Consider the following 24088-nt stretch of genomic DNA (forward strand, 5'->3'; position numbering starts at 1 on the left):
TTATCTCCGTGAGAATCCGTTCGTCGTTCACGCGCCAAGCAGCGCCGCATCGGCCGCGTCGCGCGACAGCGCATCGAGCAATGCCGGGCCGCCCTGCACGACGCAGCGGCGGTGGTACATCGCGAGCGCGCGCAGCCCGCCCAGTTCCTCACCGCCACCGGCGCGCCCCGGTCCGCCGTGCAGACAGGTCGGCATCACGTTGCCGTGGCCGGTGTGGTTCGCGCCGACCGCGCCATCGACGACCATCACGCGGCCATGCAGGTCGGCGATCGCCGGCACGAGTTCGGCGAGGAAGGCGGCATCGCCCGAATACACCGACGCGACCAGCGAGCCCTGGCCACGCCGGGCGATGGCAATCGCATTCGTGGTGTCCGTGTAAGGGATGACCGTCGCGACCGGTCCGAAGACTTCGGTGTCGTGCACGTGGCGCGCGGCAAGGCCCTTATCGCAGAAGAGCAGCGTCGGCTGGACGAAGGCGGAGACCGCGGGATCGGCATCGACCGGCGCGAAATTCGCATCGCCGCCGGAGACGACTTCGCATTCCTCGCGCAGCTTCGCGAGGCCCTCGAAGGCGGCGGCCTGTTGGGCGCGGCTCACGAGCGGGCCGACGCGCACGCCTTCGCTGCGCGGGTTGCCGACCTTGAAGCCGGCGAGCTTGCCGCCGACGGCGTCAGCCAGCGCCCGCGCGACCGGTGCCGGCGCGAGGACGCGGCGGATCGCGGTGCATTTCTGGCCGGTCTTGATCGTCATCTCGCGGACGATCTCCTTCACCGCGAGCTCGAACTCGGCGCTGCCGGGCGCGGCGTCCGGGCCGAGGATCGCGGAGTTCACGCTATCGGCCTCGACGTTGAGGCGCACCGAGCGCGCGACGACGTTCGGGTGCGTTTTCATGCGCGCCGCGGTGTCGGCCGAGCCGGTGAAGGATACGACGTCGCACTCGGTGACGTGGTCGAGCAGGTCGCGCGCCGAGCCGCAGACGATCGAGATCGCGCCCGGCGGCAGGATGCCGGCCGCGACGACGTCCTCGACCATGCGCTGCGCGACCCACGCGGTCGGCGTCGCGGGCTTCACGAACACCGGCACGCCCGCGAGCAGTGCCGGGGCAGCCTTCTCCCACAGGCCCCAGGCCGGGAAGTTGAACGCGTTGATGAAGACCGCGACGCCGGTGAGCGGCATCAGGAAGTGCTGGCCCTGGAAGACCTCGGTCTTCGCGAGCGGCACGCGCGCCCCTTCCTTCAGGTGGCGCGCGGCGCCGAGCGTCTTGCCTGCGCGCGCATAGCTTTTCAGCGTGAAGATCGCGCCATCGACGTCGAAGGCGGCGTCGCCTTCGGTCGCGCCGGAGTTGCGCAGCGACAGGTCGAAATAGTCGGCGCGCTTGGCCGCGAGCGCCTCGGCGATCGCGCCGAGCATCGCGGCACGCGCTTCGTAGGTCTGCGCCCGCAGCGCTGCTCCGCCTTCTCGGCGCGCGAAGTCCAGTGCGCGGGCGATGTCGATGCCGTCGGATGAGACCTTCACCAGGGCTTCGCCGGTGACGGGATCGGTCAGCGCAATGCCTTCGCCGGCGCCTTCGACCCACTGCCCGTATACGTAATTAGCCAACTTCACTTTGTCTCCTCTCCGTTGCTCGGGATGCCCGGTCTGCGCCGGGTCGGGGGGTTCGGTTGGGACGTCTGCTGCGCGTCCTTGTAGACATAGAATACACGCGCAAAATGCTTCGTCAAGCATTTTACTGCATTACATTTCAGCGACGCCGGCTAAAACTGCAGTTTGCGGCACATATCTGATAGTACGGCCGGATGTAAGTAGCTATTTACTGCATCATCCCGCAGGCTCCACCCTCGATAAACTGCACTTTAGTTGTTGACGAATCTCAATCACTGCACTATTGTTCAACTCAACCGATGCAGTTCGCTGCGTAAAAGGAACCAAGATGAGCCTCAAGTCCGACATCGACACCCCGCAAGACCTCGCCGAAACGGCTGCGGACAGCGCTGCGTCGGCGGAAAGCGGCAATATCCTTCCTGCACTCGGCAAGCGGGTGCGCGAGATCCGCGACCGCCGTGGCATGACGAGAAAACTCGTCGCCCGCGAAGCCGGCGTGTCGGAACGTCACCTCGCCCACCTCGAAGGGGGCGACGGGAACGTGTCGATCGTGCTGCTGCACAGCATCGCCCGCGCGCTCAACGTGTCGCTCGTCGAACTGCTCGCGCCGGAAGCGGAGGACACGGTCGAGAAGCGCCTGATCCGCCGCTTCCTCGAACGCCTGCCCCAGCACCGCCTGGAAGAAGTCGTGTTCCGCCTGATGCGCGACTTCGGCCAGGACGAAGCGGTGCGCCGTAAGCGCATCGCGCTGATCGGACTGCGCGGTGCTGGCAAGTCGACGCTCGGCAAGCGCCTCGCGCAGGAAGAAGCGATGCCCTTCATCGAGCTCGACCGCGAGATCGAGAAGGAAACCGGCATTCCGGGCCGCGAGATCTTTTCGCTGTACGGGCAGTCCGGCTACCGCCGCATCGAGAAGCGCACCCTCGAGCGTGTCCTGCGCGAACACCCGCGCGCCGTGATCTCGGTCGGCGGTGGCGTCGTGTCGCAGCCGGAAAGCTTCGAGATGCTGCTCGCGCAGTGCATGACCGTGTGGGTGAAGGCCCAGCCGGAAGAACACATGGCCCGCGTGATGTCGCAGGGCGACCTGCGGCCGATGGCGGGCAACGACGAGGCGATGGAGGACCTCACGCGCATCCTCGAAGCGCGCCTGCCCCTCTACGCCAAGGCCGACACCGTGCTCGACACCTCGGGCGAGACGGTCGAACAGAGTTTCACCAAGTTGCGCCAGCTCGTATTGGGCTGAGCAAATCCAACAGAGAGAGAGGAGACAGACAATGGAAGCAGTCGCCAACAAGCCGGTCGGAGAACTGGTCGATTACCGCACCGAACCGTCGAAGTACCGTCACTGGTCGCTCGCGACCGACGGCGAGATCGCCACGCTGACGCTCAACATCGACGAGGACGGCGGCATCCGCCCGGGCTACAAGCTGAAGCTCAACTCGTACGACCTGGGCGTCGACATCGAACTGCACGACGCGCTGCAGCGCGTGCGCTTCGAGCATCCCGAAGTACGCACCGTCGTCGTCACCTCGGGCAAGCCGAAGATCTTCTGCTCCGGCGCCAACATCTACATGCTGGGCCTCTCGACCCACGCGTGGAAGGTGAACTTCTGCAAGTTCACGAACGAGACGCGCAACGGCATCGAGGATTCCAGCCAGCATTCGGGCCTCAAGTTCCTCGCCGCGTGCAACGGCACGACCGCCGGTGGCGGCTACGAGCTGGCGCTCGCCTGCGACGAGATCGTGCTGGTCGACGACCGCAACTCCGCCGTGTCGCTGCCCGAAGTGCCGCTGCTGGGCGTGCTGCCCGGCACCGGGGGCCTCACCCGCGTCACCGACAAGCGCCGCGTGCGCCGCGATCACGCCGACATCTTCTGCACGATCTCCGAAGGCGTGCGCGGCAGCCGCGCGAAGGACTGGCGCCTGGTCGACGACGTCGTCAAGCAGCAGCAATTCGCCGAGCACATCGCGACCCGCGCCAAGGAACTCGCGAAGACCTCCGACCGTCCGGCCGGCGCCAAGGGCGTCGCACTCACCCGCCTCGAACGCACCACCGACGAGACGGGCTACCACTACGAATTCGTCGACGCGACGATCGACGCGTCGGGCCGCACCGTCACGCTGACTGTCCGCGCGCCCTCCGCCGTCACCGCGAAGACCGCCGCCGAGATCGAAGCCCAGGGCATCAAGTGGTGGCCGCTGCAGATGGCGCGCGAGCTCGATGACGCGATTCTGAACTTGCGCACCAACCACCTCGACGTCGGCCTGTGGCAGCTCCGCACGACGGGCGACGCCCAGGTCGTGCTCGACATCGACGCGACGATCGCCGCCAATAAGGACAACTGGTTCGTCCGCGAGACGATCGGCATGCTCCGCCGCACCCTCGCCCGCATCGACGTCAGCTCGCGCAGCCTCTACGCGCTGATCGAGCCGGGCTCCTGCTTCGCCGGCACGCTGCTCGAAGTCGCGCTCGCCGCCGACCGCAGCTACATGCTCGACACGGCCGAAGCGAAGAACGTCGTCGGCCTCTCCGCGATGAACTTCGGCACCTTCCCGATGGTGAACGGCCTCTCGCGCATCGCCGCCCGCTTCTACCAGGAAGAAGGCCCGATCGCCGCCATCAAGGCGAAGGAAGGCAGCCTGCTGTCGCCCGCCGAGGCGATGGAACTGGGCCTCGTCACCGCAATTCCCGACGACCTCGACTGGCCCGACGAAATCCGCATCGCGATCGAGGAACGCGCCGCGCTCTCGCCCGACGCGCTGACCGGCCTCGAAGCGAATCTCCGCTTCGGCCCCGTCGAAACGATGAACACCCGCATCTTCGGCCGGCTCTCGGCGTGGCAGAACTGGATCTTCAACCGCCCGAACGCGGTCGGCGAGAACGGCGCGCTGAAGCTCTTTGGCTCCGGCAAGAAGGCGCAGTTCGACTGGAACCGCGTGTAAGGCAAACGAATCACTCCCGCGCCGCGCGGCAGGCCGTCCCGCTGCCGTTGCAGCCGGCGCCCTGGCGCGGCGGGGAGATCGCAGCAAAAGCAAGGCACGCAGCCCCCGACGGCGCGGCCCACACCCAAATCTGGAGGAGTACCGAGATGATCAACTACAGCGAACGCATCCCGAACAACGTCAACCTCAACGAAAACAAGACGTTGCAGCGCGCCCTCGAACAATGGCAACCGTCCTTCCTGAACTGGTGGGACGACATGGGCCCGGAGAACTCGACCAACTACGAGGTCTACCTGCGCACCGCCGTCAGCGTCGATCCCAAGGGCTGGGCCGACTTCGGTCACGTCAAGATGCGCGACTACCGCTGGGGCATCTTCCTCGCGCCGCAAGAGGGCGAGAAGAAGATCAGCTTCGGCGAGCACAAGGGCCAGGACGTGTGGCAGGACGTGCCGGGCGAATACCGCTCGACGCTGCGTCGCATCATCGTCACCCAGGGCGACACCGAGCCCGCATCCGTCGAGCAGCAGCGCCACCTCGGCCTCACCGCCCCGTCGCTGTATGACCTGCGGAACCTCTTCCAGGTGAACGTCGAGGAAGGCCGCCACCTGTGGGCGATGGTCTACCTGCTGCACGCCCACTTCGGCCGCGACGGCCGCGAAGAAGGCGAGGCCCTGCTCGAGCGCCGTTCAGGCGACGAGGACAACCCGCGCATCCTCACCGCCTTCAACGAGAAGACCCCGGACTGGCTCTCGTTCTTCATGTTCACCTTCATCACCGACCGCGACGGCAAGTTCCAGCTCGCCTCGCTCGCCGAATCCGCCTTCGACCCGCTGGCGCGTACCTGCAAGTTCATGCTGACCGAGGAAGCGCACCATCTCTTCGTCGGCGAATCCGGCGTCGCCCGCGTGATCCAGCGCACCTGCGAAGTGATGAAGGAACTGAAGACCGACGACCCCGCGAAGCTGCGCGCCGCCGGCGTCATCGACCTGCCGACGCTGCAGAAGTACCTCAACTTCCACTACAGCGTCACCAGCGACCTCTATGGCGCCGAAGTGTCGTCGAACGCCGCGACCTACTACACGAACGGGCTGAAAGGCCGCTTCGAGGAAGAGAAGATCGGCGACGACCACAAGCTGCAGAGCGCCGAATACGAAGTCATGGACGTCTCGGGCGACCAGATCCGGACCCGCCGCGTGCCCGCGCTGTCGGCACTGAACGAGCGCCTGCGCGACGACTGGATCGCCGACGTGCAGGCCGGCGTCGACCGCTGGAACCGCATCCCGGCCAAGTTCGGCTTCGACTTCCGCTTCACGCTGCCGCACAAGGGCTTCCACCGCCGCATCGGCATGTTCGCCGACCTGCACGTCAGCCCCGACGGCCGCCTGCTGTCCGAAGCCGAATGGACGCACCAGCACAACAACTGGCTGCCGACCGAAAGCGACCGCCTGTACGTGCATTCGCTGATGGGCCAGTGCATCGAGCCGGGCAAGTTCGCCAACTGGATCGCCGCGCCGGGCCGCGGCATCAACAACCAGCCGGTTAACTTCGATTACGTCCGCTTCAACTAAGAGGGCAACCCCTCTGCCTAAACAGGAATAGAACGGGAGCGGGCCTCGCCCGCCTCCCGCCCCGTGGAGAGAGACAACCATGAACGCGCCCGCAGAGCACGCCAACCTCGCCAGGCAACACCTCATCGACCCCGAGATCTGCATCCGCTGCAACACCTGCGAAGAGATCTGCCCGGTCGATGCGATCACGCACGACAGCCGCAATTACGTCGTCAAGTTCGACACCTGCAACGGCTGCCTCGCCTGCATCTCGCCCTGTCCGACGGGCGCGATCGACTCATGGCGCAACGTCGACAAGGCCGCGCCGCACAGCCTCGCCGACCAGTATTCCTGGGACTACCTGCCCGACACCACCGAACTCGACCAGCTCGAAGCGACGGTGATGGGGGCGGCGGAACTCCCGGCCGAAGTGCAGCAGATCACCGAAGTCGCCACCGCCGGCCAGGGCGGCCCGGCCCTCGCCCCGTGGTCCGCGTCGCACCCTTACGTGAATATCTATTCGCCGGCGGCGCCGATCACCGCGACCGTCACCGGCAACTACCGCCTCACCGCCGAGGACGCCTCCAGCGACATCCACCACATCGTGCTGGATTTCGGCACGACGCCCTTCCCGATCCTCGAAGGCCAGTCGATCGGCATCATCCCGCCTGGCACCGACGACAAAGGCAAACCGCACCTGCTGCGCATGTACTCGGTCGCGAGCCCGCGCGAAGGCGAGCGCCCACATTACAACAACCTCGCGCTGACGGTGAAGCGCGTCGTCGAAGACCATGAAGGCAAGCCCGCCCGCGGCGTCGCGTCGAACTACGTGTGCGACCTCAAGAAGGGCGACAAGGTCCAGGTCACCGGCCCCTACGGCTCGACCTACCTGATGCCCAACCACCCCGGCTCGTCGATCATGATGATCTGCACCGGCACCGGCTCCGCCCCGATGCGCGCGATGACCGAACGCCGCCGCCGCCGCATGGACCGCAAGGAAGGCGGCGAGCTCGTGCTCTTCTTCGGCGCCCGCGCCCCCGAGGAACTGCCTTACTTCGGCCCGCTGCAGAAGCTGCCGAAGGACTTCATCGATATCAACTTCGCCTTCTCGCGCGTGCCCGGCGAGCCCAAGCGCTACGTGCAGGATGCAATCCGCGAGCGCGCCGACAAGGTGTTCCAGATGCTGCAGGACGACAACTGCTACATCTACATCTGCGGCCTGAAGGGCATGGAAGCCGGCGTCCTCGAAGCCTTCCGCGACATCTGCCGCGCGAACGGCGCCGACTGGGACGCACTGCGCCCGCAGCTCCTCGCAAAGGCGCGCTTCCACGTCGAGACCTATTGAACCCACGCAATACCGGCACCGACTCAACACGGATTCCCACAACCCCCACCGTAAAGGCTTCCGCGCATGACCCGCCCCGTCTACCTCTGCGACGCCATCCGCACCCCCTTCGGCCGCTACGGCGGCACGCTGTCATCCGTGCGCGCCGACGACCTCGCCGCGCTGCCAATCAAGGCGCTGATGGCGCGCAACGCCTCCGTCGACTGGGCGGCCGTCGACGACGTGATCTACGGCTGCGCCAACCAGGCCGGCGAAGACAACCGCAACGTCGCACGCATGGCGGCGCTCCTCGCAGGGCTTCCGGTCGAAGTCCCCGGCAGCACGGTGAACCGCCTGTGCGGCTCCAGCCTCGACGCGGTCGGCATCGCCGCACGCGCGATCGCCTCCGGCGAAACCGAGCTGATGATCGCCGGCGGCGTCGAGAGCATGAGCCGCGCGCCCTTCGTCATGGGCAAGGCCGACACCGCCTTCTCGCGCAGCGCCAAGATCGAGGACACGACGATCGGCTGGCGCTTCGTGAATCCCGTCATGCGTGCCCAATACGGCATCGACTCGATGCCCGAGACCGCCGAGAACGTCGCGCAGGACTTCAACGTCAGCCGCGCCGACCAGGACGCCTTCGCACTTCGCAGCCAGCAACGCTGGGCCGCCGCAAACGAGCGCGGCTTCTTCGCGCGCGAGATCGTGCCGGTCGACATCCCGCAAAAGAAAGGCGATCCGCTCCGCTTCGCTGCCGACGAACACCCCCGCCCCGACACGACCATCGAAGCCCTCGCGAAGCTGAAAGGCGTCGTGCGCCCCGACGGCTCGGTCACCGCCGGCAACGCCTCCGGCGTCAACGACGGCGCTTGCGCGCTGCTCCTCGCCTCCGAAGACGCCGTACGCCGCTTTGGCCTCACCCCGCGCGCCCGCATCCTCGGCTCGGCCACCGCCGGCGTGCCGCCGCGCATCATGGGCATCGGCCCCGCGCCCGCGACGCAAAAACTCCTCGCGCGGCTGAACATGACGATCGGCCAATTCGATACCATCGAACTCAACGAAGCCTTCGCCGCGCAGGGCCTCGCAGTGCTCCGCCAGCTCGGGCTCCCCGACGACGGGGCGCACGTGAATCCGAACGGCGGCGCAATCGCGATCGGCCACCCGCTCGGCGCCTCGGGCGCGCGCCTCGTCACGACGGCGCTCAACCAGCTCGAAGCGACCGGTGGGCGCTACGGTCTCGCAACAATGTGCATCGGCGTTGGCCAAGGCATCGCGCTTGCGATAGAACGAATCTAATAGGCGAGCTTCATCTCGCTACGACAACGAGTGCCATACCCCAGCACGGGAGAGAGGACGTGAAACCCGAAGCCATCCAGATCATCCGCGACGAACACCTCGCGATCAGCGCCGTGCTGTACTCGCTGCGCTACCTCGTCAAGGACATGCGCAAGGGCGCCGCCCCCAATTTCCCGCTGCTGCGCGCGATCCTCGACTACATCGTCTCCTACCCCGATCGCTGGCACCACCCCAAGGAGGACAAATACCTCTTCGCCGCCGTGAAGAAGCGCACCCACGACGCCGACGGCCTGATCGGCCGGCTCGAGCGCGAGCACGAGATGGGCTACCCGATGGTCGAGGACCTCAAGCGGCAGCTGATCGCCTTCCAGGACGGCGACCCCGCCGCCGGCGAAGCCTTCTTCGACGCTGCCGAGCGCTACGCCGAGCTCGAATGGCAGCACCTGCGCACTGAAGAGGAAGTGTTCATGCCGATCGCCGAGCGCGTGCTGTCACCCGAGGAGTGGGCCGGGATCGCCGCCGCCTTTCGTGAAAATGACAACCCGCTCTTCGGCATCAAACCGAAGGACGAAGCCGAGACGCTATACCGCCGCATCCTCGCTCTCGCGCCCGCTCCGATCGGCTTCGGCAAGGCAGACTGACATCCGCCGTTCGCCGTCCGCGAGGCGGGACGGACTCCCGCCCTCCATTCGCCCGCCGGCAGCCCAGGCGGTGCGAACGAACCGAACTCCGCGCTACGCGTCCTGCCGACGCAGCGTGGCCTCGTGCATCGCCCTGAAGGCGCCTTCCAGCGCGCGCGCCAGACCCGCCCCGTCCGCGAGCGCGGAACGCTCCAGCCTTTCGTGGAGTGATGCGCGCAGCTCTCGCAAGCCGCTCAGATCGCCTGCCAGGCCCACCGCCTTCGCGACGAAATCCTCGCGCGATTCCGCAACGAATCCCTCCAGCCCGATCGCCGACATGATCGCCGTCCCCATCCGCGCCGCCCGCCGGTCTCCCTTGAGCGTCAACACCGGCACGCCCATCCACAGACTGTCCAGCGTCGTCATGTGACCATTCCACGGAAAGGTGTCGAGACACACATCCGTGCGATGGAAGAGCGCCAGATGCTCCGCGAGCGGCATGAAACCATGCATCTCGACGCGCTCCGACGCGATGCCTCGTTCTCCGAAGCGCGCCGCGACGCACGACCGCGAACCCGGATCCGACAGCGCCCGTGCCTGCATCAATAGCCGCGATGCAGGTAGCGCCCGCAACACTTCTGCCCAAAGATCGATCACCGCGTCATTGACCTTGCCGAGCGCATTGAACGACCCGAAGGTCAGTGCGCCGCTTTCCGCGGCCGGAAGCGCCGCGACCACCGGAAACTCCGCATCCGGCCGAAACCCAAAACACGGCCGATCGAGCCGCCAGAGCTTTTCCGTGTAACACGCATCGTCCGCCTCCGACGGATCGAGCGCACTGTCGGTGATGACGTAGTCCATGCTCGCAAGCCCCGTCGTCGCCGGATAACCGAGATAACTCACCTGCACCGGTGCCAGACGCCGGCCCAGCATCGCCAACCGGTTCCCCGCGCCATGGCCGGCCAACTCGACCAGCACGTCCAACCCATCGCTCGCGATCACCGAGGCCGCGTGGTCGTTGCCGAAGCCACCGATTTCGCGCCACGTATTCGCGTGACCGCGTAGCCGCTCCGTCATGCTGTCCGGACAAGCGGTGTCTGAATAGACGAAGATTTCAAAGCGCTCGTGATCGTGCGCCGCCAGCACCGGCTCGATCAGGCAGCCCACCGGATGCCGGCCAAGGTCCGGCGACAGATAGCCGACGCGTAGCCGCCCCGACCGGACCACCGCCGGTCGTGCCCCCGCAGCCGGAAACCGAGCCCCCCATTCCTCATGGGCACGCCGGATGTCCGCGGTTGAAATCTCCGGCAAATAATTGAGCGCCATCAGCAGGTTCGACTGCGCGGTCGCATTCCCAGGCGACAACTGCACCGCACGGCGGTAATGCGGGATCGCCTCCCTGATGCGGCCCTGGTCCTTCAGCGCGTTGGCGAGCATGACCTGGGTCGCGACCTCGTTCGGACGCGTCGCAACCGCGCGCCCGGCGAGTTCGATTGCCTCCTCAAGCGCGCCCCGCTTCACCAACAGGTTGCCCAGGTTCGTCTGTGCCTCGGACATCTGGGGGGCGATGCGCAGCGCCTTGCGGAAGGCCTGTTCGGCCGCCGCGTCCTGTCCGGACAACAGGTACACGTTGCCGAGATTGTTGTGGATGTAGGGCGAATCGGGCGCGATGCGGGCAGCCATCTCCAAGTGCTGCTGCGCCTGCGCGTAGCGCGCCTGTTCCGCGAGCATCGTGCCCAGAAAGTAGCGCGCGTCGAGATGGCGGGGATCCTTCTCCAGAATCCGCTCGTAGCTGCGTTGCGCCTGCTCGCGATTGCCGGCGTTGAAGGCGGCTTGCGCCTGCTGGAGGAGTTTCTCGATTTTTTTCGACATGCGTCGGATTTTATCAGCCCGAACGCATATTTCCTGTCGCCCGCACTCAATAGAAAAGAGGCGAACGCCATTTCCGCTATGAATCGTAATCCGTCCCCAAAGCCACGACGATCGTTATGACGAAGTGTGGCATGTCGCCTGCGCCATCTTCGGACGGAGTTTCCGTCAGATCCCGCTTTCCCGTCGATACGTTTGTAGAGCACCACGTCCAATCTCGCGCCCAACCCAAACGACATTTTCATCCAGTTTGGCGTATGCCTAATGGAAATTTCTTTTTAATTCTTTTAGCATATAAGCAACATCCATCGTTTTGTCGCACCTCAAACAGTGCATCAACAAGCGAGATAGCAGACAACCCAAGGAGCAGAACACGTTCACGTCGAAGGCCCCCTCGCACTTGACGTCGTCTGCCTGTCGCGAACCGCCTTAGTTGCTCCTCTGACGTATCACCTGAAGCAAGTGAAAGGCCACGCAAATGTCGTAATTTCATTTCTCTCAAGCGATATCTCGCGCAACGGCAATGCCTACAAGAAGGTTGATAAGTGGAACCCGTTTCAACAAGAGCGCATAGCTTCAACGCCATTTCATCGGACTAACATCTCGTCTAATTGTTTGTAATTACAAGGAAAATTAATCCATGGCAATTCTGACCGGCTCCAAGAAGAACGACACCCTCAACGGTGGCAGCACCGACGACCAGCTCTATGGCCGCCAGGGCAACGACATACTCAATGGAGGCGACGGCAACGACCTGTTGTTTGGCGAAGCCGGTAGCGACTCGCTCAACGGCGGCATCGGCAACGACTATCTCGACGGTGGCATGGGTGCCGACACCATGGCAGGCGGTGCCGGAAACGACATCTACGTTGTCGACAACGTCGCCGATATCGTCACCGAACTCGCGAACGAAGGCACGGATACCGTTCAAAGCAGTATCAGCTATACGCTCGGCAGCAACCTTGAAAACCTCGTCCTGATGGGCACCGGCAACCTGTCCGGCACGGGCAACGCGCTCGCCAACGAGTTGTACGGCAACGACGACAACAACACGCTGGACGGCCAGGCAGGCGCCGACAAGATGGTTGGCGGCGATGGCGACGACACTTACTACGTGGACAACGTTGGCGACATCGTGGTTGAAAACGCCGGCGAAGGCACGGACACGATCATCAGCAGCGGAAGTTACACGCTGGGGGCGAACGTCGAGAATCTGACGATCACTGGAAGTAGCTTTGGCAGTTACTCCGGAACCGGCAATGCTCTCAACAATGTGCTGACGGCGAACGGTTATTACACCAACGACACGCTCAATGGCGGAGCCGGCTCCGATACGATGGCTGGCGGATCGGGCGACGACACCTACTACGTGGACAACGCGGGCGACGCGGTTTCGGAGGGCGCCGGCCAAGGCACTGACACCGTGATCAGTACCGTCAGCCATACGCTGGCCGCAAACGTCGAGAATCTGACGCTGGTCGGAACGGGCTTGGTCGGGACGGGCAACGCGCTCGACAACACCTACACCATCAACAACACCGGCAACTCGATTGTTGAAGCGGCGGGCGGTGGAACCGACATGGTTGTCAGCAGCGTCAATTACACGCTCGATGCCAACGTCGAGAAGCTGACGCTGGTCGGAACGGGCTTGGTCGGGACGGGCAACGCACTGGACAACACCTACATCATCAACAATACCGGCAACGCTATTGTTGAAGCGGTGGGCGGTGGAACCGACACGGTCCTCAGCACCGTGAATTACACCCTGGACGCGAACGTCGAGAATCTGACGATCACCGGAAATAACTTTGGAAGTTACTCCGGAACAGGCAATGATCTGAACAACGTGCTGACGGCGAATGGCTATTTCACCAACGACACGCTCAATGGCGGAGCCGGCGCCGATACGATGTCCGGCGGATCGGGCAACGACACCTACTACGTCGACAACGCGGGCGACGCGGTTATGGAGAGCGCCAACCAAGGCACCGACACCGTGATCAGTACCGTCAGCCATACGCTGGCCGCGAACGTCGAGAACCTGACCCTGGTCGGAACGGGCTTGGTCGGGACGGGCAACGCGCTCGACAACACCTACACCATCAACAACACCGGCAACTCGATTGTTGAAGCGGCGGGCGGTGGAACCGACATGGTTGTCAGCAGCGTCAATTACACGCTCGATGCCAACGTCGAGAAGCTGACGCTGGTCGGAACGGGCTTGGTCGGGACGGGCAACGCACTGGACAACACCTACATCATCAACAATACCGGCAACGCTATTGTTGAAGCGGTGGGCGGTGGAACCGACACGGTCCTCAGCACCGTGAATTACACCCTGGACGCGAACGTCGAGAATCTGACGATCACCGGAAATAACTTTGGAAGTTACTCCGGAACAGGCAATGATCTGAACAACGTGCTGACGGCGAATGGCTATTTCACCAACGACACGCTCAATGGCGGAGCCGGCGCCGATACGATGTCCGGCGGATCGGGCAACGACACCTACTACGTCGACAACGCGGGCGACGCGGTTATGGAGAGCGCCAACCAAGGCACCGACACCGTGATCAGTACCGTCAGCCATACGCTGGCCGCGAACGTCGAGAACCTGACCCTGGTTGGAACGGACAACGTAAACGGCATCGGCAACGCAGCAGCGAACACGCTCGTCGGCAATAGCGGCAACAACGTGCTGACCGGTGGCGCCGGTAACGACATCTTCCGGTTCGATACGACGCTCAATGCCAGCACGAACCTCGACACCATTACCGACTTCGCGAGCGGAGCAGACCATATCCAACTCGAGAATGCGATCTTCACGTCGCTCACCGCCACGGGTACGCTGAATGCTGATTGGTTCATCAGCGGTGCCGGCGTCACTGCCGCCGCCGACGCCAACGATTATCTGATCTACAACAGCACGACCGGAGCGCTGTACTACGACCAGGACGGCAACGGCGCGGGCCAGGCAGTGCAGTTCGCCACGCTGTCGGGGAGCTCGTCGTTGTCGGCGTCGGACTTCCTGATCAGCTAAACGATCGTTCGGAGCCGGTGGGGGAAATACTGCCCCGCTGGCATCCGGCAATCGCTAACGCAGACGCGCCGGGAGGTTTCTCCGGCGCGTCTTTCTTTATTCGATCTTAGATTCGTTCCTCCTCGCGCAACCGCCGCAACACCCCCGCCTGGTACCAGCGCGACACCAGCGGCCGCACCCCGGGCAGGCCGATCAGCCACGCAAGTGGGCGCAACAGCGGCACGCGCCGCATCAGCAGGATATAAGCGTCGAGCTCGCGCCGTATCGCCCCGTCGACGTCGCGAACATGCAGCTCGCGCAGCGCGGCGCCGGGATCGATCCCCAGCGCGCATAGCTCCGCGTCCCGGCCCGTGATGTCCACCCACTCGGTCGAAGCCGCCCCCTTCCCCGCGAGCCGCTCATACTGTGCGCGGTCGCGCACGCAGCGCGGACAGGCGCCGTCGTAAAAGACGGTGATCCGGGCATCCGGTTTGCACTCCCCCATCGCATCCTCACACTTTTTTGCCGCAGCCCCAAAACGCACCGCCCGCGCGCCTGTCCAACAGGCGGTGCCCCTGATGGAGTATTGGACATGTCCCCAGCCTCCTTCGTGCTTGCCCACGCGGCCAATTCCGACTGGCAGTTCGCGCTCGCCCGCGCACGCGGCGAGTTGCAGTCGCAGATCGCCGAACGCCACTCACGCCACCCCGATGCACGGCCCTTCACGCTCGGCTGGTGCTATCTCTGCGACTACTACGCGGACGAGGCCGAAGCCATTCTCTCCGCCCTGCAAGCCGAATTCCCCAATGTGTCCTGGGTCGGCACGAGCGCGCTGGGCGTCTCGGCGACCGGCGTCGAATACTTCGACGAGCCCGCGTTGGTGCTGATGTTGGCCCCGCTGCCGCGCACCGCCTTCCGCCTCTTTTCCGGCCTGCAGCCGCTGCCCATGCACCCGACGGACTTTCCGGCCCACACGGCGCTCGTCCACGCCGAAGGCAGCACGCCCGACGTGCAGGAGCTGCTGCAGGAACTTGCCGCGCGCACCACCACCGGCTACCTCTTCGGTGGCCTGTCGTCGGCCCGGGACCGTACGCTGCACATCGCCGACCACGTGCTCACCGGCGGCCTGTCCGGCGTCGCCTTCGGGCCGGAGGTCGACCTGATCTCGCGCGTCACGCAAGGCTGCCAGCCGATCGGCGCGCTCCGGACGATCACCGGCAGCGAAGACAACTACGTGCTGCGGCTCGACGGCCGCCCGGCGCTCGCCTGCCTGCTCGACGATCTCGGTCTCGACACCGAACTGCCGACCGAAGAGATGCTCGAAGCGCTGTCCGGCACGCTAGTCGGCCTCAGCACCGGCCCCAGCGATGTCACAGCGCACCCCGGTCAGTTCGGCCCCGACACTCTCGTGCGCCACCTTATCGGCGTCGATCCGCAAAACCAGGTGCTCGCCATCGGCGACGAAGTGGCCGAAGGCATGCATCTCGCGTTCTGCACGCGCGACGCCCGGGCCGCGCGCGCCGATCTCGTGCGCATCGCGCTCGAAATCCGCACCGAGCTCGCCGGCAGCGGAAAGGCCATCGCCGGCGCGCTCTACGTCAGCTGCTCCGGCCGCGGCGGTCCGCACTTCGGCGGCCCGCACGCCGAACTGCAGACCGTGCGCGACGTGCTCGGCGACGTGCCGCTCGCCGGTTTCTTCGCCGGCGGCGAGATCGCGCGCGACCGTCTCTACGGCTACACCGGCGTACTGACCGCCTTCGCGATGCCCGAGTGATCGGAGTACGCTGTGCCCGCATGAACGCACGCCCCGAATCCGTCATCCTCGTCCATGGATTGTGGATGCACGGCCTCATCCTGACGCCGCTGCGGCGCCGGCTCGCCGCGGCCGGCTTCGACGCGCACACCTGGTCCTACCCCTCGGTCACGCGCAAGCTCGCGACCAACGCGCAGGCCTTCGCCGAGCACCTGGCCGCGATCGACGCCGAAACCGTGCATCTCGTCGGCCACAGCCTCGGCGGCCTGATCCTGCTCTGCGCATTGCACCTGCGCCCCGACCCACGCGTGCGGCGCATCGTGCTGATGGGCTCGCCCTACAGCGGTTCGCGCGGCGCGACCGACCTGCTGCGCGTGCCCGGCCTCTCGCTCCTCGTCGGCCCCTCGGTCCAGGACTGGCTCGCCGCCCCGCCCGTGCCCTGCCCGCCCGGCGTCGATATCGGCGTGATCGCCGGCACGCATGCGCTCGGCCTCGTCGGCACCCTGGTCCGGCTCGAAGCGCCCAACGACGGCATCGTCACCGTCGCCGAAACCCGCTGCCCGGACGCCTGCGATGCGATCACGGTACACGCCAATCACTCCGGCATGCTCTTTTCCCGCGCCTGTGCCGACCAGATCGTCAGCTTCCTGCGCACGGGTGCATTCGCCCGAGAAACCGCGACCGCACAGGATCTCCGGCCGCATGAGCGCATTTGAAAAGGCAACGACGCCTGGCCTCATTCCGGATATTTTGTGCGCTGCACAAAAAAATTCTTGACTGGAATTGCATCGCGTCTACAATGGAATTGTGCAGTGCAGCAATAAACCGTCGCCCTCGACGGAATTGCTGACGATCAAAGATTCAGCCCAGGAGAGAACGCCATGACCATTACGCCCGACACCCTCGCCGCTTCCATCAAGAGCGCCCTTGCCACTTCGGAAACTGCCGCCCTCAGCAGCTTCGAGGCTGCCGAACGTCTGGCCGCCCTCAACCTCAACACCGCCCGCTCGCTGTTCGAAGACGGCATCGCCGCCGTGCGCGCGCTGATCGCCGTCAAGACCCCGAACGACCTGGTTGCCGTGCAGAGCGCGCTGGTGCAACCGGCCGCCGAAAAGGCCATGAGCTACTTCCGCAGCAGCTATGAAATCGTCGCGCAAGGTGTCGAAGAAGCGATCAAGCCCTTCGAAGCCCAGTACGGCGAACTCAACAAGGCCGTCGCCGAAGCGCTCGAGAAGGCTGCGAAGTCGGCTCCGGTCGGCTCCGAAGTCGCCGTCGCCGCCGTGCAGTCGGCGATCGCCGCCGCCAATTCGGCCTACGACAACCTGAACAAGGCGACCCGCAAGGTCGTCGCGATCACCGAAGCGAACGTCGCCGCGACCGCCAAGGCCGCTGCGAAGGCCGTCACGCCGACCACCGCGAAGAAGACTGCCTGATTCTGCTTGCAAAGTCGGCGCGGGGCCCGACCCCGCCCGATGCAGCTCCCGTTTCGGCGCCTCCGGGCGCCGAAACCTTTTGCACCTGCGGATGCCCACCCCGGGCGACGGCCCCTAGCGCGCCAGCCTGATTTGCGTCACGCTTGCCGCCCCGGCAAACCACCGCCCGCGACAACAACGATGACCTCCCCCCGACACCCCGCCTCCCCTCGCTCCACGCCCGAACTCCTCGCCCCCGCCGGCTCGCTGCAGATGATGCGCACCGCCTTCGCCTACGGGGCGGACGCCGTCTACGCCGGCCAGCCGCGCTACTCGCTACGCGTGCGCAACAACAGCTTCGGCAAGCTCGATGCGCTCGAAGCCGGCATCAACGAGGCGCACGCCGCCGGCAAGGCCTTCTATCTCGTCAGCAACATCTATCCGCACAACGCCAAGGTGCGCACCTTCGTCGAGGACATGGCGCCCGTCGTGGCCCTCAAGCCCGACGCGCTGATCATGGCCGACCCCGGCCTGATCATGATGGTGCGCGAGACCTGGCCCGAGGTCGACGTGCACCTCTCGGTGCAGGCCAACACGACCAACTACGCCGCGGTGCGCTTCTGGCAGTCCATCGGCATCAAACGCATCATCCTGTCGCGCGAGCTCTCACTCGACGAGATCGAGGACATCCGCCAGGCCTGCCCGGAGATGGAGCTCGAAGTCTTCGTGCACGGCGCGCTGTGTGTCGCCTACTCCGGCCGCTGCCTGCTGTCGGGCTACTTCAACCACCGAGACCCCAACCAGGGCACCTGCACCAACTCCTGCCGCTGGGACTACAAGGTCCACGACGCAAACGAGGACGGCACCGGCGACCTGCACCGCTGCGGCAGCCCGGGCGGCCAAGGGATGGCGCTCGGCGGCGGCGAACGCCACGAGGCCGGCCAACGCGTCTACCTCCTCGAGGAAGGCACCCGCCCCGGCGAATTGATGCCGATCGAGGAAGACGAGCACGGCACCTACATCCTCAATTCGAAGGACCTGCGCGCCGTCGAGCACGTCGAGCGGCTGGTGAAGATCGGCGTCGACTCGTTGAAGATCGAAGGCCGCACGAAGAGCCCTTACTACGTCGCCCGCGTGAGCCAGGGCTACCGCCGCGCGATCGACGACGCGATGGCGGGCCGCCCCTTCGACATGCGCCTGCTCGGCGAACTCGAAGGCCTCGCCAACCGCGGCTACACCAACGGCTTCTACCAGCGTCACCACACGCCCGAGCACCAGAACTACCTGCGCGGCCACTCCGAATCGGGCAGGAGCCTGCTCGTTGGCGAATTGTTGGAAGTCGATGCGGCCGCCGGCTTCGCCCACGTCGAGGTCAAGAACGGCTTCGGCGTCGGCGACCGGCTCGAATTCATCCAACCGGCCGGCAACGTCATCGCCCCGCTGGAAGCTCTCGAAGACGCCGACCGCCAGCCGATCGCGCGCATCCCCGGCGCCGGCAAACGCGTCTGGGTCAAGCTGCCGGAAGGCCTGAGCCCCTCCGTCGAGCGGCCCTGCTTCATCGCGCGAATGCTGTAATCCGGCGCCGCCTCAGGACAGGTTCGAGTCCTGACGGCGGGTGCCCAGCGGCACGCTGTCCCACGCCAGCATCCCGGCGAACAGCGAGATGCCGCCCGCGACCGCCATCGCGAAGGCAGGCAGCCCATACAGCGCCACCCCGGGCCGCACTTCACGGTGCACCAGCGATTCCCGAGGATTCGACGGGTTCACCCACACTTCCAGCTCGGTCTGGCTGCGCAGACGTTCGACCACCTCCTTGCCGCGCCGGTGCGAATACCGGCCGTCCTGCGGATCGAGGCGGCCGCCGACATATTCCGCCTTGTCGTAGACGTAGCGGTAGCGGACCCCGATGCGCTCGAGCGGCGGGCGCAACATCGCGGTCGGCGGTTCCACCGTGACGGCCTCGAGCGTGGCCATCACCGGCTGCCAATGCCGGCTACGCACCGCATCGAAAAGCGGCAATACCCCGTAGGTAATGCTCCCCACCGTCCCCAGCGTCAGCAGGAACACGCCTATCAAGGGAAAAGCGACGCGCAGCATCACCCCGATTGCATGCCTGCGGTAGCCGGAGGAGGTCTCGGTATCACCCATCGGCGCAGTTTGCCTGCACTTCAATCGCCGCACCAAAGACGTGCTTCACGTTCCCTACCATTCGGCCCGCGCACGAACACGCACCACACTTCTGGAGTACAATGCAAGGCTTTGTTTTATCTGTAAAACAGGATTCGCCGTGCTCGTCGCAGCCAACATCACCATGCAATTCGGGGCCAAGCCCCTGTTCGAGAACGTCTCCGTCAAGTTCGGCGAAGGCAACCGCTACGGCTTGATCGGCGCAAACGGCGCGGGCAAGTCGACCTTCATGAAGATCCTGTGCGGCGCGCTCGAATCCTCCGCCGGCAACGTCTCGAAGGACCCGAACGAGCGCATGGCCTACCTGCGCCAGGACCAGTTCGGCTACGAAGACATGCGCGTGCTCGACGTCGTCATGATGGGCCACGAGGAAATGTGGACCTGCATGTCCGAGAAGGACGCGATCTACGCGAATCCGGAAGCGACCGAAGAGGACTACATGCACGCGGCCGAACTCGAAGGCAAGTTCGCCGAGTACGACGGCTACACCGCCGAGTCGCGTGCGGGCGAGCTGCTGCTGGGCGTGGGCATCGGCACCGAGCTCCACAACGGCCCGATGAAGAACGTCGCGCCGGGCTGGAAGCTGCGCGTGCTGCTGTGCCAGGCCCTCTTCGCGAACCCCGACATCCTGTTGCTGGATGAGCCGACCAACAACCTCGACATCAACACCATCCGCTGGCTCGAGGACGTGCTCAACCAGCGCAACAGCACGATGGTCATCATCTCGCACGACCGCCACTTCCTGAACCAGGTCTGCACCCACATGGCCGACCTGGACTACGGCACGATCACCGTGTATGCCGGCAACTACGACGACTACATGGAAGCGTCGACCCTCGCGCGCCAGCGCCAGCAGGCCGCGAACTCCCGTGCGAAGGAAAAGATCCAGGACCTGCAGGAATTCGTGCGCCGCTTCTCGGCCAACAAGTCGAAGGCGAAGCAGGCCACCAGCCGCCTCAAGCTCATCGACAAGTTGAAGCCCGAGGACGTCAAGCCCTCGTCCCGCCAGTACCCGTGGATCCGCTTCGACTACGACGACAAGGACAAGCTGCACCGTCTCGCGTGCGAAATCGAGAACCTGTCCTTCGGCTACGAAGGCATGGCAAAGCCGCTGATCGACAAGTTCTCGATCGCGATCGAAGCCGGCGAGAAGGTCGCGATCATCGGCGAGAACGGCGTCGGCAAGACCACGCTGATGAAGCTGCTGGTCGGCACCGAGTTGGGCGGCCTGTCGCCGCAGAAGGGCACGATCAAGTGGGCCGAGAAGGCCAAGCCCGGCTACTACGCGCAGGACCACTCGGCCGACTTCGCCGGCACCGAGAAGCTCACCGAATGGATCGCGGAATACGCGCGCGTGACCGCCGGGGTCACCGGCGAGGACCTCGAGACGCTGATCCGCGGCACGTTGGGGCGGCTCCTCTTCTCCGGCGACGAGGTGCGCAAGCCCGTGAACGTCATCTCCGGCGGCGAGCAGGGCCGCATGCTCTTCGGCAAACTGATGCTGTCGCGCCCCAACGTGCTGCTGATGGACGAGCCGACCAACCACCTCGACATGGAATCGATCGAGTCGCTCAACACCGGGCTCGAGAAATTCACCGGGACGCTGGTGTTCATCTCGCACGACCGCGAGTTCGTGTCCTCACTCGCGACCCGCATCATCGAGATCAAGCTCGACGGCAGGATCATCGACTACCGCGGCACCTACGAGGAATACCTCGCCAGCCAGGGCCTGGAATAAGCCTCCCCGCCTCCCGGAGCACGCGCTGCCGCTCCGGGACATATGCGCTTTTCATCATATGATGAAAAATTTCTAATCCTTGCACATTGCATATACCCCAATTGTGGGGGTATACTCAGCCGCCTATGACGCCCCAATGCGGGGCTCTCTCTTGGGCGGTTGGTCTTGGTCACGACACGGGCAATCCGATTGCTGTGCGCAGCGCTGCTGGCGGTCGCCGCCGCGGCCTCCGTTCGCGCCGACTACCAAGACTGCCGAAGCTGCCATTACGCCGTCCTTCCCGAAAGCACCGCTCCGGATTTCACGAACTACTTCAATACGCCCGGGCACCATCCGGTACACGTGGCCTACCCTGCCAAGGCCGAATACAACGCCACGGATGCGATCGTCGCCGACATCCTGTTCTTCGATCGCGACGGCGACGGCCTGCCCGGCCCCGACGAAGTGCAGATCTTCCGTTCGATCGACGGCGACATGATCGAATGTTCCTCCTGTCATATCGAACACGGCATCGGCCCTCCCGCAGCCAACCATCCGATCGAATATGTGCGCGCCGCGACGGCCGACAACGCCCTCTGCGGCTTCTGCCATAACCTCTGACCGGCACGCCGCCATCACGCAACAAGCACGGTAACAAGAACTCTCTTCGGGAAACTCCGGGTAGAGGGAGCGCGGTCATAAAGCCGTACCCCTACGGTGAGCGTACTCGATGGCCGAATCTCCGCGCCCTCACGCCCGTCGTGTGCGGCATGTCCTGCTGGCGCTGCTGGTGTTCCTGATCGGCGGCGTCGCGCTTGGCGAAATCGCCGGCTGGCCCTTCCTGCGGTCGCCGCTAGAAAGCCGGCTGGCCGAGCGCTTCGCGCGACCGGTGCGCATCGCCCCACCCTTCCGGCTGCATCTGCTGGGCGCCGTGCGCGTCCACGCCAGCGGTCTGTGGATCGCCGCGCCGGAAGGATTCGATGTGCCTCATCTGGTCGATGCCGACGATATCGATCTGAGGCTGCGCTACCAGGACCTGCTTGCATTGCGCGAGTCGAACCAGCTGCATATCGACACGATCGACGTCGCCCGCATCGACGCCCAATTGCACCGCCGAGCCAAGGGACCGGCAACTTGGCAGTTCGGCGAACCGCGCCCCGACCAGCCTGAGACGCCTCCGCCGACGATCGCACACCTGGCCGTCCGTAACGGCACGATCGACGTCGACGACGCCCCGACGTCCACGCGGCTCAACGCCACCTTTACGACCGACGAGGGCGCGGCCGAAGGCACGCCGACCTCGCGCGCGATCGTGCGCGGACGGCTGCGCGGAAAGCCGCTCGACGCGACGCTCAGCGCCGCGGGCTTCCTGCGGCTCGCCGAAAACACCGCGGGCGCGCCGCCCGTACCCGTGAAGGGCCGCGTCGCGTACGGCGGAGTGCATGCCGAATTCGACGGGACGGTCGCCGACCTCTCGGGCGCGCGCGACCTGCGCGGCACCTTCTCGGCGCGCGGGCCCTCGCTCAGCGTGCTGGGCCAGCTCTTCGACATCGTGCTGCCGACGACCTCCGCGTTCTCGCTGCGCGGCAAACTCGAAAAGGATGGCGAACTGTGGCGCGCCCACGTCGACAACGCGCGCGTCGGCAGCAGTGCGGTCCACGGTCGCTTCAGCTACGACGCCCGCAGATCGCCCCCGCGTCTGGAGGGCGACCTCGGCGGCGAACGCTTCATCCTCGCGGACCTGGCACCGGCCTTCGGTACCCGTAATCCCGACGGCACGCCGGTGCGGCCGCCGCCCGGACGCACGTTGCCGGACCGCGAACTGAACCTGCCCGAACTGAAGAGGATGGATGCGCGCATTGCTGTCGATCTCGGTCTCGTGGACCTCGGCAACGCGTTCTCGCAGCAGATCTCGCCGCTACGCGCGACCTTGATCCTGGAAGGCGGACGCCTCGCGCTGACCGGCATCGACGCCCGCACCGCGAAAGGGCATCTGCACGGCGAGGTCGCCGTCGATGCCAACCGCCGCCTGCCGCAATGGGCGGCCAACCTCGGCTGGGAGGACATCCGGCTGGAGGACTGGATCGGCGCTTCGCGCAAGCGTGCCACCGAAGCCAAAGCGAAGGGTGAAACGAAGACCCCGCCGCCCTACTTCACCGGCTCGCTGCACGGACGCGCCAAGCTCACCGGCAGCGGCCGATCAACCGCAGCGCTGGTCGGTTCGCTCAACGGCGAGATCACGCTCGGGGTGCGCAACGGCAGCATCTCGCACCTCGTCATCGAAGTCCTGGGCCTCGACGTCGCCCAGGGGCTGGGCATGGTTCTGCGCGGGGACGAACCCCTGCCCGTGAACTGCGCGGTCGCCGATCTCGTCACGCACGACGGCCAGCTCACACCGCGCGTCGCGCTGGTCGACACCGCGGTCACGCTGGTGCTGCTCGACGGCAAGGTCAATCTCGCCGACGAGGCGCTCGACCTGCGCTTCACGGCGAAGCCGCGCAACGTCTCGCCCTTCACGCTGCGCACGCCGATCCATGTGCGCGGCCACTTCGTCGCGCCGCAGGTCTCGCCCGAAGCCGCGCCGCTCGCCGCGCGGGCGGTCGCCGGCATCGCGCTCGGCTTCGTCAACCCGCTCGCCGCGATCATCCCCTTCCTCGACCCGGGCGACGCCGTCGCCTCCCCCTGCCAGCAGTCGCTCGCGAAGCTGCGTCCCTGAGGCCGGCATCGCCGGGCATCGGCGTGCGTACACAAGCGTACGCGTGCCGGGCGCCGGTCTCGGCTACAATCGTTGAAATCACCT

The 24088-nt window shown here is 65.6% G+C and carries 18 protein-coding genes; 14 read left to right on the plus strand and 4 right to left on the minus strand.

Annotated elements, in window-relative coordinates:
* Positions 1 to 27 precede the first annotated feature (27 nt).
* Positions 28 to 1605 (minus strand): 3,4-dehydroadipyl-CoA semialdehyde dehydrogenase, encoded by a 1578-nt coding sequence (locus AZKH_RS22390; RefSeq protein WP_015438089.1) that lies wholly within the window; start codon positions 1603 to 1605, stop codon positions 28 to 30.
* A 325-nt stretch (positions 1606 to 1930) separates the two neighbouring features.
* Here AZKH_RS22390 and AZKH_RS22395 point away from each other — a divergent pair, with 325 nt between their 5' ends.
* From AZKH_RS22395 to AZKH_RS22420, 6 genes are all read left to right on the plus strand, one after another.
* Positions 1931 to 2845: a helix-turn-helix transcriptional regulator gene (locus AZKH_RS22395; RefSeq protein ID WP_015438090.1), complete on the plus strand. Its 915-nt coding sequence runs from the start codon at positions 1931 to 1933 to the stop codon at positions 2843 to 2845.
* A 31-nt stretch (positions 2846 to 2876) separates the two neighbouring features.
* On the plus strand, positions 2877 to 4544 hold the full coding sequence (boxC, locus tag AZKH_RS22400; RefSeq protein WP_015438091.1) for a 2,3-epoxybenzoyl-CoA dihydrolase: 1668 nt from the start codon (positions 2877 to 2879) through the stop codon (positions 4542 to 4544).
* 146 nt (positions 4545 to 4690) lie between these two features.
* Positions 4691 to 6112 (plus strand): benzoyl-CoA 2,3-epoxidase subunit BoxB, encoded by a 1422-nt coding sequence (boxB, locus tag AZKH_RS22405; RefSeq protein ID WP_015438092.1) that lies wholly within the window; start codon positions 4691 to 4693, stop codon positions 6110 to 6112.
* A gap of 79 nt (positions 6113 to 6191) precedes the next feature.
* Complete coding sequence (gene boxA / locus AZKH_RS22410) at positions 6192 to 7436, plus strand: benzoyl-CoA 2,3-epoxidase subunit BoxA (RefSeq protein ID WP_015438093.1); 1245 nt, start codon at positions 6192 to 6194, stop codon at positions 7434 to 7436.
* A gap of 66 nt (positions 7437 to 7502) precedes the next feature.
* Positions 7503 to 8711 (plus strand): 3-oxoadipyl-CoA thiolase, encoded by a 1209-nt coding sequence (gene pcaF / locus AZKH_RS22415; protein ID WP_015438094.1) that lies wholly within the window; start codon positions 7503 to 7505, stop codon positions 8709 to 8711.
* A gap of 59 nt (positions 8712 to 8770) precedes the next feature.
* Entirely contained in the window at positions 8771 to 9352 is a 582-nt protein-coding gene (locus AZKH_RS22420) for a hemerythrin domain-containing protein (protein ID WP_015438095.1), read from the plus strand.
* Between the two features lie 93 nt (positions 9353 to 9445).
* Here AZKH_RS22420 and AZKH_RS22425 read toward each other — a convergent pair whose 3' ends face one another.
* On the minus strand, positions 9446 to 11203 hold the full coding sequence (locus AZKH_RS22425) for a tetratricopeptide repeat protein (protein WP_015438096.1): 1758 nt from the start codon (positions 11201 to 11203) through the stop codon (positions 9446 to 9448).
* 637 nt (positions 11204 to 11840) lie between these two features.
* Between AZKH_RS22425 and AZKH_RS22430 the strand changes: the two genes are divergently transcribed.
* Complete coding sequence (locus tag AZKH_RS22430; RefSeq protein ID WP_015438097.1) at positions 11841 to 14240, plus strand: calcium-binding protein; 2400 nt, start codon at positions 11841 to 11843, stop codon at positions 14238 to 14240.
* A gap of 106 nt (positions 14241 to 14346) precedes the next feature.
* Here the strand turns inward: AZKH_RS22430 and AZKH_RS22435 are convergent, their stop codons facing one another.
* Positions 14347 to 14724, minus strand: coding sequence for a thiol-disulfide oxidoreductase DCC family protein (locus AZKH_RS22435; protein ID WP_015438098.1), 378 nt, complete (start codon positions 14722 to 14724; stop codon positions 14347 to 14349).
* Positions 14725 to 14811: 87 nt separating this feature from the next.
* Between AZKH_RS22435 and AZKH_RS22440 the strand changes: the two genes are divergently transcribed.
* The 4 genes from AZKH_RS22440 to yegQ all read left to right on the plus strand — a co-directional run bounded on the left by AZKH_RS22440 (position 14812) and on the right by yegQ (position 18959).
* The gene (locus AZKH_RS22440) at positions 14812 to 15993 is read left to right on the plus strand and encodes an FIST N-terminal domain-containing protein (RefSeq protein WP_015438099.1); all 1182 of its coding nucleotides are present in this window, start codon (positions 14812 to 14814) and stop codon (positions 15991 to 15993) included.
* 20 nt (positions 15994 to 16013) lie between these two features.
* Entirely contained in the window at positions 16014 to 16688 is a 675-nt protein-coding gene (locus AZKH_RS22445; protein WP_015438100.1) for an alpha/beta fold hydrolase, read from the plus strand.
* A gap of 165 nt (positions 16689 to 16853) precedes the next feature.
* The gene (locus AZKH_RS22450) at positions 16854 to 17405 is read left to right on the plus strand and encodes a phasin family protein (RefSeq protein WP_015438101.1); all 552 of its coding nucleotides are present in this window, start codon (positions 16854 to 16856) and stop codon (positions 17403 to 17405) included.
* A 180-nt stretch (positions 17406 to 17585) separates the two neighbouring features.
* Positions 17586 to 18959: a tRNA 5-hydroxyuridine modification protein YegQ gene (gene yegQ / locus AZKH_RS22455; protein ID WP_015438102.1), complete on the plus strand. Its 1374-nt coding sequence runs from the start codon at positions 17586 to 17588 to the stop codon at positions 18957 to 18959.
* Between the two features lie 12 nt (positions 18960 to 18971).
* On the opposite strand, the gene AZKH_RS22460 is transcribed toward yegQ, so the two are convergent.
* On the minus strand, positions 18972 to 19532 hold the full coding sequence (locus tag AZKH_RS22460; protein ID WP_015438103.1) for a DUF3592 domain-containing protein: 561 nt from the start codon (positions 19530 to 19532) through the stop codon (positions 18972 to 18974).
* Positions 19533 to 19671: 139 nt separating this feature from the next.
* On the opposite strand from AZKH_RS22460, the gene AZKH_RS22465 reads away from it, so the two are divergent.
* From AZKH_RS22465 to AZKH_RS22475, 3 genes are all read left to right on the plus strand, one after another.
* Positions 19672 to 21309 (plus strand): ABC-F family ATPase, encoded by a 1638-nt coding sequence (locus AZKH_RS22465; protein ID WP_015438104.1) that lies wholly within the window; start codon positions 19672 to 19674, stop codon positions 21307 to 21309.
* Between the two features lie 189 nt (positions 21310 to 21498).
* Positions 21499 to 21909, plus strand: coding sequence for a hypothetical protein (locus AZKH_RS22470; RefSeq protein ID WP_041656495.1), 411 nt, complete (start codon positions 21499 to 21501; stop codon positions 21907 to 21909).
* Positions 21910 to 22018: 109 nt separating this feature from the next.
* Positions 22019 to 24004, plus strand: coding sequence for an AsmA family protein (locus AZKH_RS22475; RefSeq protein ID WP_015438106.1), 1986 nt, complete (start codon positions 22019 to 22021; stop codon positions 24002 to 24004).
* The last annotated feature ends 84 nt before the right edge of the window (positions 24005 to 24088 follow it).

Source organism: Azoarcus sp. KH32C (assembly GCF_000349945.1).
Taxonomy (GTDB): Bacteria; Pseudomonadota; Gammaproteobacteria; order Burkholderiales; family Rhodocyclaceae; genus Aromatoleum.

Bases quoted from the DNA above. Each gene is read 5' to 3' on its own strand.
- AZKH_RS22395 (WP_015438090.1), top strand. From the start codon at position 1,931: ATGAGCCTCAAGTCCGACATCGACACCCCGCAAGACCTCGCCGAAACG.
- boxC (WP_015438091.1), top strand. From the start codon at position 2,877: ATGGAAGCAGTCGCCAACAAGCCGGTCGGAGAACTGGTCGATTACCGC.
- boxB (WP_015438092.1), top strand. From the start codon at position 4,691: ATGATCAACTACAGCGAACGCATCCCGAACAACGTCAACCTCAACGAA.
- boxA (WP_015438093.1), top strand. From the start codon at position 6,192: ATGAACGCGCCCGCAGAGCACGCCAACCTCGCCAGGCAACACCTCATC.
- pcaF (WP_015438094.1), top strand. From the start codon at position 7,503: ATGACCCGCCCCGTCTACCTCTGCGACGCCATCCGCACCCCCTTCGGC.
- AZKH_RS22425 (WP_015438096.1), bottom strand. From the start codon at position 11,203: ATGTCGAAAAAAATCGAGAAACTCCTCCAGCAGGCGCAAGCCGCCTTC.
- AZKH_RS22430 (WP_015438097.1), top strand. From the start codon at position 11,841: ATGGCAATTCTGACCGGCTCCAAGAAGAACGACACCCTCAACGGTGGC.
- AZKH_RS22435 (WP_015438098.1), bottom strand. From the start codon at position 14,724: ATGGGGGAGTGCAAACCGGATGCCCGGATCACCGTCTTTTACGACGGC.
- AZKH_RS22440 (WP_015438099.1), top strand. From the start codon at position 14,812: ATGTCCCCAGCCTCCTTCGTGCTTGCCCACGCGGCCAATTCCGACTGG.
- AZKH_RS22445 (WP_015438100.1), top strand. From the start codon at position 16,014: ATGAACGCACGCCCCGAATCCGTCATCCTCGTCCATGGATTGTGGATG.
- AZKH_RS22450 (WP_015438101.1), top strand. From the start codon at position 16,854: ATGACCATTACGCCCGACACCCTCGCCGCTTCCATCAAGAGCGCCCTT.
- yegQ (WP_015438102.1), top strand. From the start codon at position 17,586: ATGACCTCCCCCCGACACCCCGCCTCCCCTCGCTCCACGCCCGAACTC.
- AZKH_RS22460 (WP_015438103.1), bottom strand. From the start codon at position 19,532: ATGGGTGATACCGAGACCTCCTCCGGCTACCGCAGGCATGCAATCGGG.
- AZKH_RS22475 (WP_015438106.1), top strand. From the start codon at position 22,019: ATGGCCGAATCTCCGCGCCCTCACGCCCGTCGTGTGCGGCATGTCCTG.